This window comes from Isoptericola variabilis 225 (genome assembly GCF_000215105.1).
Classification (GTDB): domain Bacteria; phylum Actinomycetota; class Actinomycetes; order Actinomycetales; family Cellulomonadaceae; genus Isoptericola; species Isoptericola variabilis_A.
The window spans coordinates 3,118,162-3,138,577 of record NC_015588.1; the positions used below are offsets into that span (position 1 = coordinate 3,118,162).

Annotated in this window: 10 protein-coding genes; 2 read left to right on the plus strand and 8 right to left on the minus strand. The window is 74.5% G+C overall.

The window, feature by feature from the left end:
• Positions 1 to 5 precede the first annotated feature (5 nt).
• Positions 6 to 1,274, minus strand: coding sequence for a serine--tRNA ligase (gene serS / locus ISOVA_RS14380; protein WP_013839924.1), 1,269 nt, complete (start codon positions 1,272 to 1,274; stop codon positions 6 to 8).
• Between the two features lie 57 nt (positions 1,275 to 1,331).
• On the opposite strand from serS, the gene ISOVA_RS14385 reads away from it, so the two are divergent.
• Both ISOVA_RS14385 and ISOVA_RS14390 read left to right on the plus strand, forming a co-directional pair.
• On the plus strand, positions 1,332 to 2,528 hold the full coding sequence (locus tag ISOVA_RS14385; protein ID WP_013839925.1) for a diacylglycerol/lipid kinase family protein: 1,197 nt from the start codon (positions 1,332 to 1,334) through the stop codon (positions 2,526 to 2,528).
• 22 nt (positions 2,529 to 2,550) lie between these two features.
• The gene (locus ISOVA_RS14390; protein WP_013839926.1) at positions 2,551 to 7,116 is read left to right on the plus strand and encodes a hypothetical protein; all 4,566 of its coding nucleotides are present in this window, start codon (positions 2,551 to 2,553) and stop codon (positions 7,114 to 7,116) included.
• Positions 7,117 to 7,155: 39 nt separating this feature from the next.
• Here ISOVA_RS14390 and ISOVA_RS14395 read toward each other — a convergent pair whose 3' ends face one another.
• From ISOVA_RS14395 to ISOVA_RS14430, 7 genes are all read right to left on the minus strand, one after another.
• Complete coding sequence (locus tag ISOVA_RS14395; RefSeq protein WP_049788489.1) at positions 7,156 to 7,953, minus strand: glycosyltransferase family 2 protein; 798 nt, start codon at positions 7,951 to 7,953, stop codon at positions 7,156 to 7,158.
• Positions 7,954 to 8,236: 283 nt separating this feature from the next.
• Positions 8,237 to 9,064 carry a DUF5926 family protein gene (locus ISOVA_RS14400; protein WP_013839928.1) on the minus strand — a complete coding sequence of 276 codons (828 nt, stop codon included), beginning with the start codon at positions 9,062 to 9,064 and terminating at the stop codon, positions 8,237 to 8,239.
• Between the two features lie 85 nt (positions 9,065 to 9,149).
• Positions 9,150 to 11,597 carry an LPXTG cell wall anchor domain-containing protein gene (locus ISOVA_RS15735; protein WP_143762144.1) on the minus strand — a complete coding sequence of 816 codons (2,448 nt, stop codon included), beginning with the start codon at positions 11,595 to 11,597 and terminating at the stop codon, positions 9,150 to 9,152.
• Between the two features lie 270 nt (positions 11,598 to 11,867).
• On the minus strand, positions 11,868 to 12,350 hold the full coding sequence (locus ISOVA_RS14410; RefSeq protein WP_013839930.1) for a hypothetical protein: 483 nt from the start codon (positions 12,348 to 12,350) through the stop codon (positions 11,868 to 11,870).
• Positions 12,351 to 12,624: 274 nt separating this feature from the next.
• Complete coding sequence (locus ISOVA_RS14415) at positions 12,625 to 17,799, minus strand: InlB B-repeat-containing protein (RefSeq protein ID WP_013839931.1); 5,175 nt, start codon at positions 17,797 to 17,799, stop codon at positions 12,625 to 12,627.
• A gap of 152 nt (positions 17,800 to 17,951) precedes the next feature.
• On the minus strand, positions 17,952 to 18,878 hold the full coding sequence (locus ISOVA_RS14425; protein WP_013839932.1) for a Ppx/GppA phosphatase family protein: 927 nt from the start codon (positions 18,876 to 18,878) through the stop codon (positions 17,952 to 17,954).
• Positions 18,879 to 18,941: 63 nt separating this feature from the next.
• Positions 18,942 to 20,378: a glutamyl-tRNA reductase gene (locus ISOVA_RS14430; protein ID WP_013839933.1), complete on the minus strand. Its 1,437-nt coding sequence runs from the start codon at positions 20,376 to 20,378 to the stop codon at positions 18,942 to 18,944.
• Between the last annotated feature and the right edge of the window lie 38 nt (positions 20,379 to 20,416).

A 20,416-nucleotide genomic window follows, 5' to 3' on the forward strand; every position in this document is an offset into this window, starting at 1 on the left:
CGGCCTCAGCGCACCGGCTCGAGGACCTCGAGCCCGCCGAGGTAGGGACGCAGGCCCTCAGGGACCCGCACCGAGCCGTCGGGCTGCTGGTGGTTCTCGAGGATCGCGACGATCCAGCGGGTCGTGCCGAGCGTGCCGTTGAGCGTCGCGACGGTCCGCGTGCCGTCCTCGGTGCGCTCGCGCACGTTCATGCGGCGGGCCTGGAACGTGGTGCAGTTCGACGTCGAGGTCAGCTCGAGGTAGCGCTGCTGCGTCGGGAGCCACGCCTCGCAGTCGAACTTCCGGGCCGCGCTCGTGCCGAGGTCGCCTGCCGCGGTGTCGATGACCCGGTACGGCAGGTCGACCGCCGCGAGCATCGCCTCCTCCCAGGCGAGCAGGCGCTCGTGCTCGGCGGCGGCGTCCTCGACCGAGCAGTAGCTGAACATCTCGACCTTGTGGAACTGGTGCACGCGGATGATGCCGCGCACGTCCTTGCCGTGCGAGCCCGCCTCGCGGCGGTAGCACGCGCTCCAGCCGGCGTACCGCTTCGGCCCGGCCGACAGGTCGACGATCTCGTCGCCGTGGTAGCCCGCGAGCGCCACCTCGGACGTCCCCACGAGGTAGAGGTCGTCGCGCTCGATGCGGTACACCTCGTCGGCGTGCGCGCCGAGGAAGCCCGTGCCGCGCATGGTGTCCGGGGTGACGAGCGTCGGCGTGATCATCGGCGTGAAGCCCTCCGACACCGCGAGGTCCATCGCCGCGTTGAGGATCGCGAGCTCGAGGCGCGCGCCGACGCCCGTGAGGAAGTAGAAGCGCGAGCCCGAGACCTTGGCGCCGCGCGCGGTGTCGATCGCGCCGAGGCGCTCGCCGAGCTCGAGGTGGTCGAGCGGCGTGAAGCCCTCCGCCGCGAAGTCGCGCGGCGCGCCGACCTCCTTGAGCACGACGAAGTCGTCCTCGCCCCCGGGCGGGGCGCCCTCGACGACGTTGGGGATGCGGTAGAGCAGCTCGTCGAGCTCGGCCTCCGCGGCGTTGGCCTCGCCCTGGCGGGCCTTGACCTCCTCCGCCAGGTGCTTGGTGCGCGCGAGCAGCGCGGCCTTCTCGTCGCCGGACGCCTTCGCGACCTGCTTGCCGAGCGCCTTCTGCTCGGCACGCAGCCGCTCGAACTCCGCCAGCGAGGAGCGGCGCCGCGCGTCGGCGTCGAGCGCCGCGTCGACGAGGGCGGGATCCTCCCCGCGAGCCTGCTGGCTCGCGCGGACGACGTCGGGGTTGTCGCGCAGGAGACGGAGATCGATCACGCGCGCAAGCCTAACCTTCGGCCTGCAAGCCGTCCGTGGGCACCGTAGGTTGCGACCATGCCCATCGAGCTCGTGCTGGGGATCGTCGCGCTGGTCGTCGCGCTCGCCGCGCTCGGCGTCGTCCTGCTCGTCTGGCGCACCGAGCGCCGCCGGCCGCCGGAGCCCCCGGCCACGGCCCCCGGGGCCGTCGCACCCGCCGCGCGCGAGGCCGCGCGGCCCGCGACGGTGCACCGTCCACGGCTCGCCGTCGTCATCAACCCGTCCAAGGAGGGCGCCGACGAGCTGCGGGCCGCGGTCCGGCGCGTCTGCTCCGAGGCCGCGCTCCCGGAGCCGAAGTTCTTCGAGACGACGGTCGAGGACCCGGGCACGGGCCAGGCGCGCGAGGCGATCGACTGGGGCGCCGACGTCGTCGTGGCGGCGGGCGGCGACGGGACCGTGCGTGCGGTGGCCGAGGCCATGGTCGGCACGGGCCGGCCCATGGGCCTCATCCCGGCGGGCACGGGGAACCTGCTCGCGCGCAACCTCGACATCCCGCTGACGTCGGTGCGCGAGGCCCTGGCGGTCGTGCTCGGCGGCCAGAACCGTAAGATCGACGTCGGGTGGGCGCGCGTGCTCGAGTACGCCGACCGGCCCGAGGAGCGCCCCGACAGCCAGCCCGGCCTCCCGCCGCCCCCGCACGACGCCGCGGGCGAACCCGAGGTCGAGCTCGCGAAGCACATCTTCCTCGTCATCGCGGGCCTCGGCTTCGACGCCGCGATGGTCGCCGACACCGACGACCGCCTCAAGGCCAAGATCGGCTGGATCGCGTACTTCGTCTCCGGCGTGCGGCATCTGCACGCCCACCGCATGCGAGCCCGGATCACGCTCGACGACCGCCCGCCGGTCGAGGCCCGGCTGCGCACCCTCATGGCCGGCAACTGCGGCCTCCTGCCCGGCGGCATCACGCTGCTGCCCGACGCGATCATCGACGACGGCGAGCTCGACGTCGCCGCCGTCGACACGCGCGGCGGCCTCGCCGGCTGGGCGCAGCTCCTCGGCGAGGTCGTGATCCAGGGCGCCGGGCTGCGCAACGACCTGCCGGGCAAGTTCGGCCGCATCGACCACGCGCGGGCCAAGCGCGTGCACGTTCACGTCGCGGGCGGCGAGCAGGCGCAGGTCGACGGCGACCCGCTCGGCCGCGCGACCGAGCTCGAGATGTGGGTCGAGGAGCGCTCGCTCGTCGTGCGCGCACCGGGCGTGGACCTGAGCGCCTGACGTCGCCGCTTAGGCTGGCGGGGTGAACTCGCCGGTCCGCCTGCTCGTCCTCGCGCTGGCCACGTTCGCGACCCTGGTGGGCGGGACCGCGCCCGCGTGGGCGGCCGCGGCCCTCCCCGGCGCGGCGACGGCCGGCGACGCGGCAGGGGCGTCCGGCGGCGCGGCGGCGACGCACGTGGCCGCGCAGGCACCGACCCAGACGCCGCTCGTCCTGGTGGGCGCCGCGGGCCTGCAGTGGTCCGACGTCGACCCCGCGCGCACGCCGAACCTGTGGCGGCTCGTCGCGGGCGGCTCCGTCGCCTCCGTCTCGGTGCGCACCCTCACGCCGACGTGCCCCGTCGATGCCTGGCTCACGCTCTCGGCCGGCAGTCGCGTCCTGGCCGACGCGGACGACCGTGACGCCCCGGCCGAGCCCGACCCCGAGGACCCGACCACCGAGCCGACGCTCGGGTGCCCCGACCTGCCGGCGCCGGCGGCCACCGGCGAGCTGGAGGCCGCGACCGTGCCCGGCTGGGACGGGCTGGTCGCCCGCGACCCGCTGTCCCCGCCCACCGCGGTGCCCGGCGCCCTCGGCGAGCTGGCCCGCGAGGCCGGCGTGTGCGCGACGGCGGTCGGCCCCGGCGCCGCCGTCGCCCTCGCCGGCGCGGACGGCTCGGTCGACCGCTACCTGTCCGACCCCGCCGACCTGACCGCCGCCGACGTCACGGCCTGCCCCGTGACCGTCGTCGACCTGGGCGCCCTCCCCGACGCCGCGGCCGAGCGCACCGAGGCGCTCGAGGTCCTCGACACGCAGGTCGGGACGCTCGCAGGCCTCGTGCCGGGCGGGGGCCGCCTCGTCGCCGCGGGCGTCTCGGACACGCCGCTCGGCCCCTCCGACCTCCAGGTGGTCGTCGACTGGACCGCGCCCGGCGGCGACCCGACGTGGCTCACGTCGACGTCGTCGCGCTGGCCCGGCGTCGTCGTCCTCGCCGACGTCAGTGCGACCGTCGCCGACGCGCTCGCGACGTCGGGCGAGCTCGAGGACGGCTCGACGGCCACCGCACCCTTCACCGGCTCGGCGCTCGAGCGCGGCGACGCCCGGCGCCTCAGCGTCGCGCGCACGGTCGAGAACCGCCGGTACCTCGGCGTGCTCACCGAGACGGTGCCGCAGATGACGCCCGTGCTCGTGGGCACGCTCGCGCTCGCGGACGTGCTCGTCGTGGGCGGGCTGGTCCTGTCCCGGCGCCGCGCGTCGGCCCGCGAGCCCGGTGCGGTCGCGCGCTCGGCGCACCGCCACCGCCGCCGCCTCGCGCTCGCCGTGCTCACGGTCGCGTCCTCGCTCCCGGTCGCGGCGACGCTCGCGACCCTGAGCCGGTGGTGGGTGTGGGCTACGCCGGTGACGACGCTCGCGCTCGCCGTCACGTCCGCGACGGTCGCCGTCGCGCTCGTGGCGTGGTGGCTGTCGCGGCTGCTGGCCGCCTCGCCGTGGCGGCTGCCCACGACGCTCGCCGGCATCACCTGGGTCGTCCTCACGGTCGACGGCCTCACGGGGACGACGCTGCAGCAGGGGTCGCTGCTCGGGCCCGCCCCGTCGCTCGGGGCCCGGTTCTACGGCTTCAGCAACACGGTCTTCGCGGTCTACGCGGTCGCCGGGCTCGTGCTCGCCGCGGGGACCGCCGCGATGCTGCTCCGGCGCGGCCGGGCCCGGGCGGCGACCGTGGTCGCCGGGGCGCTCGGCGTCGTGACCGTGCTCGTCGACGGCCTGCCGCCGTTCGGCGCCGACCTGGGCGGCATCTTCGCGCTCGTGCCGGGCTTCGCGGTGCTCGTGCTCGGGGTCGCCGGCGTGCGCGTCACCTGGGGCCGGCTGGTCGCGATCGGCGCGGCGACCGTCGGCGTCGTGCTCGTCGTCGCCGTCACGGACTGGGCGACGGGCCCCAAGACGCACCTCGGCGGGTTCGTCCAGTCGGTGCTCGACGGCCACGCGCTCGGCGTCGTCGCCGGCAAGGCGGCCGGCGCGTGGGCGACCGTCGCCAACCCCGGGGGCGCCCTCCTGCTGGTCGGCGCGGTCGCGCTCACCTGGGCGCTGCTCGACCCCGAGCGGTGGCGGCTCGACGGCGTCGCCGCCGCGTACGCCGAGTACCCACTGCTGCGCCGGCTCGTCCTCGCGCTCGTCACGACGGCGGCCGTGGGCACGGTGCTCAACGACTCCGGCATCGCCGTCACGCTGTTCGTCACGCTCGTCGCCGCCCCGATGCTGCTCAGCGGGCCGCTCGAGCACGCCGAACGCTCGGCCGCGGCCACCGGTGCGCGCGCCGCGTCGCCGAGCACCACCCCGGCCGCCGCAGCGGCACCGGAGGACGACCGGTCCCCGCGCGTCGCCCCCACCGCGGGCATGCTCGTCGGCGTGAGCTCGGCGGTGCTCGTGGCCCTGCTCCTCGGCTCGACGGCGCTGCCCGCGCGCGGCCTGGCGAGCGCGGGCGACGTCACCGGGCCGGGCACGCCGGTCGTCGACGCAGGGTCGCCCGTCGTGCTCGTCGGCACCCAGGGCCTGCGCTGGGACGACGTGACACCCGCCCAGACGCCCGCCCTGTGGGAGCTGCTGCGCGACGGCGCGTCCGGCGCGGGCGTCACGCCCGCCGTCACCGGACCCTCGGCCGACTGCGCGGCCGCGGGCTGGCTCGGGCTCTCCTCGGGCCGCAGCCCCGTCACCGGCCAGACCGTCGACGGCACGTGGACCTGCCAGCCGTGGTCCGTCGAGGCCGGCGGTGCCGGCGCAGGCGCCGTCGTCGAGGGCTGGGACGGCCTGGTCGCGCTGCAGTCGCGCTCGGAGTTCCGCCCCCGGCTCGGCGTGCTCGGCGCCGCGCTGGCCGACGCCGGCGTGTGCGCGACCGCCGTCGGGCCCGGGGCCGGGCTCGCCCTCGCCGGGCGCGACGGGACGGTCGACCGGTACTTCGACCTCGACGCCGCGCTCGCCGACCCGCAGGACGCGTTCGGCTGCCCGCTCACCGTCGTCGACGCCGGGGCCGCCGCGTTCCACCCGACCGGCGTCGGGACGACGTCGCGGCCCGTGCCCGACGACGCCACGACCGGCAACCCGACCGTCGACGGCGACGCGCGCGCGGCCGCCGTCCGGGCCGTCGACGCGACCGTGCGCCGCGTGCTCGCGGCCGTGCCCGACGACGCGACCGTGCTCGTGCTCGACGTCGGCAACCCGTCGCCCGCACGTCCCTCGCTCGGCATCGGGCTCGCCGACGCCGACGCGGGCGACGCGCCCGCCTACCTCACGTCCGCCGCGACGCGCTGGCTCGGCGTCGTGCGCCTGCTCGACGTGCCCACGACGCTCGTCGAGGCGTTCGGCCTCCCCCGGCCCGTCGACGTCAGCGGCTCGCCCCTGACGCTCGCGCACGAGCGGCCGTCCGACACCACCGACACGGTCTCCGAGCTCGCGGGCATCACGCACCGCGACCACTCGCTGCGCGTGACGACGGGCACCGTGACGACCGTCCCCACGTACGTGTCGCTGCTCGCGCTCGTGCCCGTCGTCCTGCTCCTGCCCCGCTGGCGCCGCGCCGGCCGCGCGCGGGCCGTGCGCGCGACGTCGCGCGTGCTCGACGGCGTGCTGCTCGCCTGCGCGTCGGTGCCCGCGGCGGCGTTCCTCATGTCGGCGTGGGGCTGGTGGCGGCTCGAGTCGCCGTCCGCCGGGCTGTGGACGTCGCTGCTCGCGAGCACCGCGGTCGTCGCGCTCGTGGGTGCGCTCGCGCCACGGCGGCCGGCATGGGCGGGGCCGACCCTCGTCGCGACGCTCACGTTCGCCGTGCTCACGCTCGACGCGGTGCTCGGCACCCCGATGCACCGCGGCAGCCCGCTCGGCTCGTCGCCGACGCTCGGCGGCCGGTACTACGGCTTCGGCAACCCCACCTACTCCGTGTACGCGGTCGCGGCCGTGTTCTGCGCGGCGGGCGTCGCGACGTTCGTGGCACGGCGCTGGAACCGCGTCGCCGGTGCGGTGGTCGCCGGCGTCATCGGGCTCGTGACCCTCGTGGTCACGGTGTGGCCGACGTTCGGCGTCGACGTCGGCGGCGGCCTCGTCCTGCTGCCCGTGTTCGTCGTGCTCGTGCTCGGCGTGCTGGGCGCCCGCCTCACCTGGCGGCGGCTGTTCCTCGCGGGCGGTGCCGGCGTCCTGCTCGTGGCGCTCATCGGGGTGCTCGACTGGATGCGGCCGGCCGCCGAGCGCACGCACCTGGGCGCGTTCGTCCAGTCGGTGCTCGACGGCACGGCGGTCGAGACCGTCGTGCGCAAGGCCGGCTACGCGCTGCGCTCGCTCGGCGGCGGGTTCCCGGCGTGGCTCGCGCTGGCGGTGCTCGTGGGCGTCGTGCTCGCGCTGTGGGGCGGGCGTCGCCTGCGGGCGGCGTGGCTCGTGCGCGCCGAGGAGGCGTGGCCGATGCTGCGGCCCGTCCTGGTGGCCCTGCTCGTCGCGGGCGTGGGCGGCGCGCTCGTCAACGACTACGGCATCCGCGTGGTGACGATCATGCTGTTCGCCGCGGTACCGCTCGTCGGGCTGCTCGTGCTGCGCACGGACGACGCGCGGGCCGCCGTCGGGCAGCGGTAGCTGCCCGGGCGCGCCGCGTCAGCGGTGCACGAGCACGCGTCAGCGGTGCACGGGGCCGCGCGGCTTGCCGATGCCGCGCACGGCGTCGACGGTGCCGCGCAGGCGGCGGGCGTTGACCGCGAGGACGACGTCCCGGTACTGGGCCGCCCGGTGGAGCTGGCCCTTGAGGTCGTTCGACGAGGGGCGGTGCCGCAGGTCGCAGGGGACCTCGACGGCGACGTAGCCCTGGCGCAGCAGGTCGATCGTCATGCCCGTCTCGACGCCCCACCCGTGGGCGAGCGGCGTCGCCGCCTCGAACGCCTCGCGCGTCAGGCAGCGCATGCCGGACAGCGGCTGGCTCGGGCTCCAGCCCGTGAGGTGCTGGATCGCGCGACGGGCCGTCCCGACGACGATGCCCCGGCCGCCCGCGCCCTTCTGGGGCGGCAGCAGCGCGATCGACATGTCGGCCACGCCCTCCCGGACGGGCGCGACCAGGGGCGCGGTGTTGACCGCGGTGTCGCCGAGGTCGCCGTCGAGGAAGAGCAGCAGCCGCGGCGGCCGCCCGTCGGCGTCGCGCATCGCCACGACGGCGGCGCCGGTCTCCATCGCCGCCGCCTTGCCGCGGTTGTGGGAGTGCCGGACGACGACCGCGCCGGCGTCGCGCGCCACGTGCTGCGTGTCGTCCTCGGAGCCGTCGTCGACCACGAGCACGAGGTCGACGTGCGGGATCGCGCGCGCCGAGCGCACCGTCGCGGCGATGCGCTCCGACTCGTCCTTCGCGGGGATCACGACGGCGACGCGCTGGAGGTTCCGGCTCCCGCGGCCCGACGTCGGCCGCGGCGTCTTGGCGACCGGCATGGTGCCGGCGCGTCGGGTCAAGGGCGCCTCGGTGTCCGCGCTCGTGGCTCCGGCGGACGCGGTGTCCGCCCTCGCGCCGGCTGCCCCGTGGTCCGTGTTCACGACTCCCTGCCCGATAGGTCGACGGAGATCCACCGGTGGACATCACCGGGGATCGGTAGTGCAAAGATTTCCCCCAGAACTCTACTCCGTCCGAGGCCGGGACTTTGCGTAGAACCGGACTTCCGAGGGACCGAACGGGTGAAGATCTCGTGACCGGGGCCCGTCGCCGTCGGCGGGCGTCTCAGCGCAGCGTGACCTGACGAGAGACGATACCCGCTCGCGCACGCCGCTGGTTCGCGTCGAGCGGGGCGGTCTCGGCGAGCGCCGCGTCGAGACGGCGGCCCAGCTCCCGGACGGGCTCCTCGATGTCGGCCGCCTCCGTCCCGCGCGGGAGCTCCCACACCGGGACCACGAGGCCGCAGGCGCGGAACATGCCCAGGAACTTGCCCTCGGCGAGGCCGGACTCGCGGGCCGCGTGCAGGCGGGCGATCGCGTCGACCACCCGGTCCTCGTCCTCCGGCCGGGCCCAGCGCAGGAACTCGCGCGACATGCGGCACCAGTACGCCGACGGGACCGACTCGAGCTTGACCGTGGGGACGGTCGACTCGGCGGCCTGGTCGAGCGACGCACGGATCTCGTCCGTCATCTCGGCCGACGAGTCGAGCCAGTACTCGTACCCCTCGTGGACCGTGACCTCGAACGGCACCGACGTGTCGAGCACGTCCTGCAGGCGCGGGGCGTCCGCGGTGTCGAGGTGCTCGGGCAGGATGCCGGTGCCCGGCTCGGCCGCGATCGCGGCGAGCAGCGCGGCCGCGAGGGAGCGGCTCAGGTCGTTTGAGCTGAGCACGCCCTGGAGCGCCAGCAGGACGGTGCCGTCCTCGCGGTGCAGCGCGCACCAGCCGCCGGGCAGCACGGTGGTGACGACGACGTCGCGCGACCCGTGCTCCGCCGTCGTGCGGGCGGGCGCCGTCGCCGACGGCACGATCTCGCGCATCGCGACCCAGTCCGCCTCACCAGGCAGACCCTCGAACGGACGCAGGACGAGATCGGAGGCGGAGGACTTGGCCATGCCCGCGATCCTAGCGGTGCGCCCCCCGGACGCGATCCGTCCCGCCACGGCGGACCGTGGCGGGACGGATCGGTCGTGCGGCGCGTCAGCCCAGAGTGCCTCGACGTCGCGACGCCCACAGCAGACCGGCGCCGGCGAGCAGGGCCAGGCCCGCGAGCCCGACGTAGGTGCCGATGCCGTCCGCACCCGTCCTCGGCAGCTCAGGCTGCTTCGGCGGGGTCTTCACGGGAGCCTTCGGGCAGACCGCGTGCGCGGGGAAGGTCACCGTGAAAGTGGCGGGCGAGTTCAGCGTCCAGCCGGCCGGGAGCGGCATCTGCCAGGCGTAGCCCTCCTCGAGCACGGCCGTGACCGTGACCGTCTGACCGCCCGAGTACGGGCCGGCGGGGCTCACCGTGTAGGTGACGCCGGTCGTGGTGGCCAGGGTGAGGGTCGGCGCCGTCGGCGAAGCGCTGCCGGGCGGGCAGACCGACGGCGTGACCGTCGGCGCCACCGGGGCCACGATGCACGGAGCCTCGGCGAACGTCACCTCGAAGGCCGCCGTCATGTCGTCGACGATCTCCCAGCCCTCCGGGAGCTCCTCGGCCCAGACGTAGCCGGGCTCGAGCATCGCGACCACGACGACCGTCTCACCGAAGCCGAACGAGTCCTCGTCCTCCGAGATCACGAAGTAGAAGATCGCGTCCGTGTCCGCGGGGAGCTCTAGCATCGGCTCGGTCGGCACGCCCTCGGGGCACGTCGGCTGGATCACGACGGGCGCCACCGGGACGCAGGGAACCTCGTCGAACGTCACCGTGAACGCGATGGTGCCGTCCTCCTGCAGCTCCCAGCCCACCGGCAGCTCCTCGGGCCAGACCGTGCCCTGGACGAGCAGCTCGGCCGTCACGACGACGGTCTCGCCCGGGGCGTACGGGGCCTCGAGGTCGACGCTGTAGTCGATCGCCGCGGTGTCGTCCGGCACCGTGAGCGTCGGCAGCACCGGCTCGCCACCCTCGGGGCACTCGCCCTGGGTGACGGTCGGGACCGCCGGGACGCACGGAAGCTCGTCGAACGTCACCGTGAACGTGATGGTGCCGTCGTCCTCCAGCATCCAGCCCGCGGGCAGCGGGTCGGGCCAGACGGTGCCCTCGACGAGCAGCTCGGCCGTGACGACGACCGTCTGACCGCCGACGTACGGGCCCGGGACGTCGACGCTGTAGTCGATCGTCGCCGTGTCGTCCGGCACCATCAGCGTCGGCGCGACGACCGCACCGTCCTCCGGGCACTCACCCTGGGTGACGACGGGAACCGCCGGGACGCACGGGACCTCGTCGAACGTCACCGTGAACGAGATGGTGTCGTCGTCGACGGACACCCAGCCCGCCGGGAGCGGGTCGGGCCACGTGACGTTGCCGCTCGTGAGGTCTGCCGTCACGGTCACCGTGTCACCCGGCGCATAGGGACCGGGAGGGTCGACGCTGTAGTCGATCGAGGCCGTGTCGTCCGGAACCGTGAGGGTGGGGGCGACCAGGGGTCCGCCGTCCTCAGGGCACACGCCCTGGGTGACCGTCGGGTTGGTCGGCACGACCGTCACGCGGACGGCGTTGGCGAAGAGCGGGACGGTCTGCGTGCCGGCACCCGGGACGCTGGCCGCAGGGCCCTCGCCGGCGTTCTGGATGATGACCATGCCGCCGCTGCCCACGTGCAGGTTGCCCGTGATGGTGCCGGGCGGGTTGCCGCAGTTCAGCGTGGCGTGGTACTCGATGACGATCGTCTCGCCGGCCTCGACGTCGGTCACCGTGCTCGTGAGCTCGATCTGCCCGTCGGACCAGGTGCCCGAGACGGATGTGCCGGTGATCGTCTCCTCGCCGTCACTGACGTAGCCCGAGTCCTCGAAGGCGAGGAAGGCCGTCACCTCGGTGATGCCGACCTGGTCGTTGCCGCCGAAGCGCGTGTCGAAGTCGGTCGTGACCTCCAGGACCGACTCACCCGTCGCGTCACCGCCGACCTCGATGATCTGGTAGTAGACGATCGTGTCGCCACACTCGAAGAAACGGTTCTGCGTCTGCGCGGTGAGCTGCGTCTGGACGTTCGACGTGTCGGCCGTGCCCGGGTTCTCGGTCGTGTAGGTGTCCGGGTGAGCGGCGCGGAACATCACCGAGAGGTCGTTCCGGTCGGGACCAGGACCCTCGGTGTCGGCCATGATGACGATCGGCTCGTCCGCGGCGGCGGCCTCCTCCTCGACGGCCTTGGGCTTCTTCGCGCCCGCCTTGGCGGCCGGTGCGACGGCCTTCTCCGCGGCCGGCTCCTCGGCGGCCGGCTCCTCCGCAGGAGCCTCCTCCTCCGGCTCCTCCGCAGGTGCGTCCGCAGGAGCCTCCTCCGCGGGCGCCTCCTCCGTCGCCGGCTCCTCGACGGCCGCGTCCGCGGTCTCGTCGACGACCGCCGTCGTCTGCTCCTCCGTCACGCTCTGTGCGGCGACGGCGTCGTCGCCCGCGGCGGCCGCGTCGTCGGCGATCGCGGCCCCCGCGCCTCCGAGGCCGCCCGCGGTGGCCAGCACCGCCGCGACGGCACCGCCGAGCACCCTGCGCCCGGCATGTCTCTCCTGGCGAGATCTCCGGCGGTACACCGCCGGTGGTACAGAACTGCTCCGAGCGTGTCGCATCTTTGCCCTCCGTCACACGATCGGTCGCGGCCCCGCGCGTGGCTCTCCACGCAGGCGCGCGGCCCCCTGATGCCCCCGCAGTTGCAGAGGTGCACGAGGCACTTCCGCCTGCCCCCAGTGAGAGCGCCCTGAGAGCGGTTGCACACGCCGTCACGCGGGTGAAGTTCACTTACGAAACGGCCAAAGATGACTTTGTCCCCGCTGAACGCACGACACCCACATCAGCCCGGCTCCCACCAGCAGCGCGAGCCCCGCGAGACCCGCGTAGGTGACGATCGCCCCCGGTCCGGTCACCGCGAGCGGCGGCGACTTCGGGGGGATCTTCACGGGCGCCTTCGGGCACTCGGCGTCCGGGCCCAGCGTGACCACGAACGTCGCCGTCGGCGAGGCCGTCACCCAGCCTGCGGGGAGCTCGCCCCAGGCGTAGCCCTCCTGCAGCGCGGCCGTGACGGTCACCGTCTGACCGCCCGAGTACGGGCCAGCCGGGTCCACCGTGTAGGTGATGCCGGTGGTCGTCGGCAGCGTCAGCGTCGGACGCGTGACCGTGCTGCTTCCCGGCGGGCAGACCGACGGCGTGACCGCCGGCGCGACCGGGACCACGGGGATGCACGGGTCGTCGTCGAACACGATCTCGATGGCGACCGTCATCGGGTCGACGAGCTCCCAACCCGCGGGAAGCTCGTCCGCCCAGACGAAGCCGTCCGATCGCCTCGGTGTCGTCCGCCAGCACGAGCGTCGGCACGGTCGCACGGTTCCTGGGAGCACGCCGGTCGAGCGCCTGAAGCGACCCGGGCGGACACGGGCGGCACAGGGTGAATTTCGAGGACAGAGCGAAACATGTGGTGCACGTCGAACGCCGACGCAGCCTGCCCCGCCACGGCTGGACCGTGGCGGGGCAGGCTGCGTGCGGTGCTCGGGGTCGTCAGCTCATGACGTCCCGTCGCCGGGCCACGAAGAGCAGCAACCCGCCGAGCAGCATCGCCACGACGGCGAGGCCGACGAACGTGCCGACGTCCGACGCACCGGTCTTCGCGAGCGGCGGAGCCTTGTCCGGCGTCTTCGGGCACTCGGCGTCAGCCGCGAACGTGACCGTGTACGCCGCCGGCGAGTTGAGCGTCCAGCCGGCCGGCAGAGGCATCTCCCAGGCGTACCCGTCCTCCAGGACCGCCGTGACCGTCACCGTCTGACCGCCCGAGTACGGGTCCGCGGGGCTCACCGTGTAGGCGACTCCCGCCGTCGTCGGCAGGGTGAGGGTCGGGCGCGTCACCGTGCCGTCGGGGCACTGCGACTGCGTGACCGTCGGTGCGGCCGGGCCGACCGGGATGCACGGGTCGCCGGCCAGCTCGACCACGAAGACCGCCGTCATCGGGTCGACGACCTCCCATCCCGCCGTCATGTCGTCGGCCCAGGCGAAGCCGTCCTCGAGGACCGCCACGACCAGCACCTCGTCACCCGGGGCGTACGGCCCCTCGGGCAGCGCGAGGTACCAGATCGCCTCGGTGTCGTCGGCGAGGACGACGGTCGGGGCCGTCGGCTGCCCCTCAGGGCAGACGGACTGCGTGACGGTCGGCGAGACGGGCATGACCTGCTCGCACTCGACCTCGGCGAAGGTCACGGTGAACGTCGCCCGGGTCGAGCTCACGATCTCCCAGCCCTCGCCGACCTCGCCCCACTCGAAGCCCTGCTCGAGGTCCGCGGTCACCGTGACGGTCTGGCCCGGGGCGTAGGGCGCCTCGGCGTCGACCGTGTACACGATGCCCTCGGAGTCGGGGACGGTGAGCATCGGCGGGAACAGCTCCCCGCCCACGCAGACCGCCTCGTCGACGATCGGCTCGACCGGGCTCGCCGGCTCGCAGGGGTACTCGCCGAACACGACCTCGTACGTCGCCTGCGTGAGGCTGAGCTGATCCCAGCCGGCGGGCATCGCGCCCCACGCCTGCCCGTCGCTGAGCGTCGCCGTCACGAGGACGACGTCGCCCGGCTCGTACGGGGCCTCGATGTCGACCTCGTAGGTGACGCCCTCCGGTCCCGTGGCGAGCGTGAGCATGGGCTCGGTCGCCTTACCCGCGACGCACTCGGACTGCTCGACGGTCGGCGCGATCGGCATGACCTCCTCGCACTCGACCTCGGCGAAGACGACCGTGAAGGTCGCGACCGTCGCGGACACCCGCTCCCAGCCGGCCGACTCCAGGTCGCCCCACTCGACGCCGTCCGCGATCAGCGTTGCCGTGACGACGACGGTCTGCCCCGGCGCGTACACCGGGTCGGCGTCCGCCTCGTAGGTGATGACCTCGGTGTCCTCGGGGACGTCGAGCTGCGGCGGCGTCAGCTGCCCGCCGACGCAGACCGCCTCGGTCACCTGCGGCACCGCCGGCAGGACCGGCACGCAGTCCTCGCCGGTGAAGGTCACCGAGAACGTCGCCGTCGTCGGGGTCTGCTCGATCCAGCCGGCCGGCAGCTCGTCCGGCCACGCCACACCGGTCGGTGCCAGCGTCGCCGTCACCGTCACGGTCTGACCGATCGAGTACGGCTCGGGGGCGCTGACCTCGTACGAGACCTGCGCCGTGTCGTCCGGCAGCGTCAGCGTCGGCGCGGTGAACTCGCCGCCGACGCACACCGCGGGCGTCACCGTCGGGGCGACCGGCGTGACCTCCTCGCACTCGACCGTCAGGAACGTGATCGAGAACGTGGCGGTCGTCGTCGACGTCGGCGTCCAGCCCGTGCCGGTGAGGTCGCCCCACTCGACGCCCTCGGGTGCGAGCGTGGCGGTGATCGTCACGGTCTGTCCCGCCGCGTACGGCGCCGGCGGATCGGCCTCGTAGGAGATGGCCGCGGTGTCGTCCGGCAGGTCGAGCACCGGCGGGACCAGCACGCCGTCCACGCACACGGCCTGGGTGACGTCCGGCTGCCCCGGGACCACCGGCTGGCACGGGTTCGCGTCGAACGTGACCGTGAACGTCGCAGTCGTCGAGTCGACCTCGTCCCAGTCGCCAGGGATTACGCCCCACTCGTACCCGGCCTGGAGCTCGGCGGTCACGGTGACCGTCTGGCCCGGGACGTACGGCGCCTCAGGGTTCACCGAGTAGTCGATGCCCACCGTCTCGGCGAGCGTCAGCGTCGGTGCCGTCGGCGCACCCGCGACGCACACCGACTGCACCAGCTCGGGCGCGACCGGACTCGTAGGGATGCACGGGTTCGGGTCGAACGTGACCGTGAACGTCGCAGTCGTCGAGTCGACCTCGTCCCAGTCGCCAGGGATTACGCCCCACTCGTACCCGGCCTGGAGCTCGGCGGTCACGGTGACCGTCTGGCCCGGGACGTACGGCGCCTCAGGGTTCACCGAGTAGTCGATGCCCACCGTCTCGGCGAGCGTCAGCGTCGGTGCCGTCGGCGCACCCGCGACGCACACCGACTGCACCAGCTCGGGCGCGACCGGGCTCGTCGGGGTGCACGGGTTGCCGTCGAAGACGACCTGGAACTCGGCCGTGGTGGCGTCGATCTCGTCCCACCCGGTCGGCATGTCACCCCACTCGTAACCCGTCTGGAGCTCGGCGGTCACGGTGACCGTCTGGCCCGGGCTGTACGGGGCCTCGGCGTCCACGGAGTAGTCGATGCCCGCCGTCTCGGCGAGCGTCAGCGTCGGGACCGTCGGCTCACCCTCGACGCACTCGGACTGCGTGACCGCCGGAGCCTGCGGGACCGCCGGCTGGCAGGGGTTGGGGTCGAAGGTGAACGTGTACGTGGCCGTGTCCCCATCGACCTCGACCCACCCGGCGGGCAGGTCACCGTCCCAGCCGTACCCCGTGTCGAGCTGTGCCGTGACCGTGACCTGCTGCCCGGCGACGTAGGGGCCGCCCGGCACGACGGAGTACTCGATGCCCTCGGTCGTGGCCAGCTGGAGGGTCGGAGCGCTCGGCATGCCGCCGGCGCACACCGACTGCGTCAGCGCGGGCGCCACCGGGTCGACCAGGACGCACGGGTTCGGGTCGAACGTGAACGTGTACGTCGCCGTGTCCGCGTCCACCTCGACCCACCCGGTAGGCAGGTCACCGTCCCAGCCGTAGCCCGTGTCGAGCTGCGCCGTCACCGTGACCTGCTGGCCCACGACGTACGGACCCTCGGGGTTCGCCGTGTACGTGATGCCGGGAGTCTCCGCGAAGCTCAGCGTCGGCGCCGTCGGCTCACCGGCGACGCACACCGCCTGCGTGAGCGTCGGCGCGACCGGGTCGACCAGGACGCACGGGTTCGGGTCGAACGTGAACGTGTACGTCGCCGTGTCCGCGTCCACCTCGACCCACCCGGTAGGCAGGTCACCGTCCCAGCCGTAGCCCGTGTCGAGCTGCGCCGTCACCGTGACCTGCTGGCCCACGACGTACGGACCCTCGGGGTTCGCCGTGTACGTGATGCCGGGAGTCTCCGCGAAGCTCAGCGACGGCGCCGTCGGCTCACCGGCGACGCACACCGCCTGCGTGAGCGTCGGCGCCACCGGGTCGACCAGGACGCACGGGCTCGGGTCGAACGTGACGTCGAGCTCGGCCGTCGTCGACGTCAGCTCCTCCCAGCCGGCCGGCAGGTCGCCCCACACGAAGCCGTCCTCGAGCGTCGCGGTCACCGTGCCTGTCTGCCCGGGGCTGTACGGACCCTCGGGCTCCGCCGTGTACGTGATGCCCTCGGTCACCGCGAAGGTCAGCGTCGGGACCGTCGGCTCACCGGCGACGCACACCGCCTGCGTCAGCGTCGGCGCGGCCGGGACCACCGGCGTACAGGGGTTGGGGTCGAACGTCACCGAGAACGTGGCCGTCGTGGCCGACGTCGTGGTCCAGCCCGTCGGCATCACCGCGGGCCACACGAAGCCCGCGGAGAGGGTCGCCGTGACGGTCACCGACTGGCCCGGCTCGTACGGGGGCTCGGGGACCGCCGAGTAGGTGATGCCCGCCGGCCCGCTCGCGAAGGTCAGCGTCGGGGGCGTCAGCTCACCGTCCTCGCAGACCGCCTGGGTGACCGTCGGGTCCTGCGGCTCGAGCGCGACGAGCACCGCGTCTGCGAAGAGGGGCACCGTCTCGGCACCCACGCCGCCGAGCGAGCCGGTCGGGCCGGCCCCGGCGTTCTGCGACGCGGTGATGCTCATCGTCCGCGCGTGGAGGTTGCCGGTGACGTTGCCGGGAGGGTTCCCGCACGTGAGGGTCGCGTGGTACTCGACCACGATCGTCTCGCCGGCCTCGACGTCGTCGATCGTGCTCACGGCGTTGATCTGTCCGCTCGACCACGTCCCCGAGAACGACGTGCCGGTGATCGTCTCCTCGTCGTCGGCGACGTAACCCGAGTCGTCCTTCGCGAGGAAGACGGTCACGTCGGTGATGCCGACCTGCGTGTTCCCCCCGAAGCGTGTGTCGAACCGTGTCGTGACGGTGATGGTCGACTCCCCGGCGGGGGCGCCCGGGCTCACCGGGATGATCTGGTAGTAGACGATCGTGTCGCCGCACTCGAACTTGCGGGTCGCGCTCGTCAGCTGGGTGACGACGTTCGACGAGTCGGCGGCACCGACCGTCTCCGTCGTGTAGCTGTCGGGGTGTGCGGCGCGGAAGTGCGGCGTGAGGAAGTCGCCCGCGGCCGGCCCGGGGCCGACGGTGTCGCCCAGCGTCGCCACCTCGTCGGCCGCGTCGGCCTGCACGGCCTCGTCCTTCGCCTGCACGGCCTCGTCCTTCGCCTGCTTGGCACCGGCCTTGGCGAGGGCCGGCTCCTGCGTGGGCTCGGCGGGCGCGGGCTCCTCCTGCGCGGGCTCGGCCGGCTCCTCGACAGGTGCCGGCTCCTCGACAGGTGCCGGCTTCTCGACAGGTTCGGGGGCGGGAGCCTCCTCGGCCGGCGCGGACGGCTCCTCCGTCGTCGCGGCGTCGAGGGTGGCCGGCTCCTCGGTCACCTCCGTGGCGCCGACGACCGCCTCGTCGTCGGCGACCGCGGGCGCCGCCGCCGCGAGGCTGCCGGTGGCCAGGACCGCCGCGAGAGCGGCACCGAGAACCGTGTGAACCGTCCGCCTCGCCGAGCCCGGCCGGCGGCGGATCGACACCGCCGTCCTGCTGCTGCTCCGTGCGTGTCGCATGCTCGTCCTCCTGCGACGTGCCCGAGGCCCGCGCGCGGTCTGCGCGCAGCAGGGAAGACCCGGGCCGTCCTCAGTGCACAGTGGCAGCGGACAGCGGTTTCAGGACCGGGGAGAGCGGGTGAAGTCCCTGGTCAAGCGGGTGAAAAACCGTTCTACAGGCGGTCGAGGTGCTGAAGGATCGCGCCTTCGCGCAGCGCCCAGGGGCAGATCTCGACCTCCTCGACGTCGAGCGCACGCATGGCCTCCTCGGCGACGACGGCGCCCGCGACGATCTGGAGCGCCCGTCCCGGCCCGATGCCGGGCAGCACGGTGCGGTCGGTCGACGAGAGCCGCGCGAGCCGCGGCTCCCAGTCCTCCAGGTGCGCGCGCAGCATCCGCCACCGCGTCCCCGGACCGAGCACGTCGCGCGGCATGCCCGCCAGCCGGGCGAGGGAGCGGAAGGTCTTCGACGTCGCGACCGCGTGGTCGGGAGCCGGCGCCTTGCGCACCGGGCCGACGGCGTCCTCGAGGACCGCGCGGGTGTGCTTGCGCAGGCGGTCGACGTCGCGGGGCTCGGGCGGGTCGTCGTCGTAGAGGAACTCGCGGGTCATGCGGCCGGCGCCGAGCGGGAGCGAGAGCGCGACGTCGGGCTCCTCGTCCACGCCGGTGGCGATCTCGAGCGACCCGCCGCCGATGTCGAGCAGGAGGAGGCGCCCGGCGCCCCACCCGTACCAGCGGCGAGCGGCGAGAAAGGTCAGCCGCGCCTCGTCCTTGCCCGAGAGCACCTCGATCGGCACCCCGGCCAGCTCAGACAGCGCGGCGAGCACCTCGGGGCCGTTGGTCGCCTCGCGCAGCGCGGAGGTGGCGAGCGCCATCGTGGCCTCGGTCTTGTGCTTGCGCCCTACCTCGGCGGCCCGCTCGACGGCCTCGGTCAGCGCGGCGACGCCCTCGTCCGAGATGCATCCGTCGGGCTCGAGGTAGCGCATGAGACGGACCGTCGTCTTGTCCGACGCCTGCGCGACGGGGCGTGCCCCGTGCCGCGCGTCCATGACGAGCAGGTGCACCGTGTTGGAGCCGATGTCGATCACGCCGAGCCGCACGGGCTCACGGTAGACCCGCCGTCGACCGGCCACCGCCGGAGCGCCGACCCGTGAGACGGGCGGTCAGCAGGGCGCGTCGGCGCTCTCGTCGACGCCGGCCGCGAGGAGGTCGCCGTCACCGAGGAGATGCTCGGCAACCGCGACGACCTCGGCCTCGGCCGCGCGGGCCCGCGCGAGCGCGTCGGCGCGCACCGCGGTGATCCTGTCGTGGAGGCGGGCGTGCACGCGCCGGCGCACGCTGCGCGCGATCGCCTCGACGTCGGACTCGTCGGGCGTCTCGCCACGCGGGGCGAGCTCGGCCGCGAGCCGCTCGACGGCGGCGTCGATCTCGGCGCGCACCTCGACCTCGGCCTCGTCGAGCAGCGCCACCACGGCCTCGTCCGCGGCGCGGCCGAGCCGCGTCTCCTCGAACCGGCGCGCGGCGTCGTCGACGATCGCCCGGGCGTGCCCGACGACGGCACGCGCCATCGCGGGTGCGTGCGCCTTGAGCGTGCCGAGGTCGAAGAGCAGGACGCCCTCGACGTCGGCCACGCTGGGGTCGACGTCGCGGTGCAGCGCGAGGTCGAGGATGACGAGCGGCGCGGGCTCGGGCTCGTCGCCGGCGCGGGCGGCCGCACGCTCGCGCGCCCGGACCACGGCCGCGGCGTCGAGCACGTACTCGAGCGACGCCTCCGGGCGCAGGCCGCCGGCGGACGTGGCGACGTCGGGCACGATCTCGCCCGACGCGGCGCGACGCCCGCGAGCGCCGGAGCACGAGACGACGAGGTCGGCGTCGGCGAGCGCGGCGACGAGGTCGTCGACGGGCTCGACGTCGTGCGACGCGGCGAACGTCTGCGCGCGGCCGGACTGGGAGTAGACGCGGACGTCGTCGCAGCCGCGCGCCCGCAGCGCCGCGACGGACGCCCCGGCGTACGAGCCGGTGCCGATGAGGACCGCGCGCACCGCACGGTACGGCGGCAGCTGCTCGCCCGCGAGGTCGAGCCCGAGCGCGACGACGGAGCGGCCCGCCGAGCCCAGCGCGGTCTCGTGCCCGACGCGCTTCGACGTGCGCGACGCCGTCTGGAACAGCAGCTCGAGCGTCTTGGACGTGGTCTCGTCCTTGCGCGCGACCTCGAGCGCGCGCTTGACCTGGCCGGCGATCTCGCGCTCCCCCACGACCATCGAGTCCAGGCCGGCGGCCACCTCGAACAGGTGCTCGGTGACCTCGGGCCCGGTGCGCACGGTGAACGACTCGGCGGCGACCTCAGGCGTCACGCCCGAGCTCTCGGCGACGAGGGCCGCGACGTGGCGGGTCGCATGGCGCACGGCGTCGCCGTCGAGCGGCGCGTCGACGTCGAGGTACAGCTCGAAGCGGTTGCACGTGGAGATCACCACGGCCCCCTGCACCGGGCGGCACGTGCCCACGACGGTGCGCCCCACGGAGGCCGACCCGGTCGACAGCCGCTCGAGGGCGTCGAGGTCGAGCTCGCGGTGGGAGGCGGTGAGGGAGAGGAGAACCACAGTGCTCCCACTTTAAGAGCCCTCACGGCTGGGGGCAG

Bases quoted from the DNA above. Each gene is read 5' to 3' on its own strand.
- ISOVA_RS14415 (WP_013839931.1), bottom strand. From the start codon at position 17,799: ATGCGACACGCACGGAGCAGCAGCAGGACGGCGGTGTCGATCCGCCGC.
- ISOVA_RS14400 (WP_013839928.1), bottom strand. From the start codon at position 9,064: ATGGCCAAGTCCTCCGCCTCCGATCTCGTCCTGCGTCCGTTCGAGGGT.
- ISOVA_RS14410 (WP_013839930.1), bottom strand. From the start codon at position 12,350: ATGACGGTCGCCATCGAGATCGTGTTCGACGACGACCCGTGCATCCCC.
- ISOVA_RS14385 (WP_013839925.1), top strand. From the start codon at position 1,332: ATGCCCATCGAGCTCGTGCTGGGGATCGTCGCGCTGGTCGTCGCGCTC.
- ISOVA_RS14395 (WP_049788489.1), bottom strand. From the start codon at position 7,953: ATGCCGGTCGCCAAGACGCCGCGGCCGACGTCGGGCCGCGGGAGCCGG.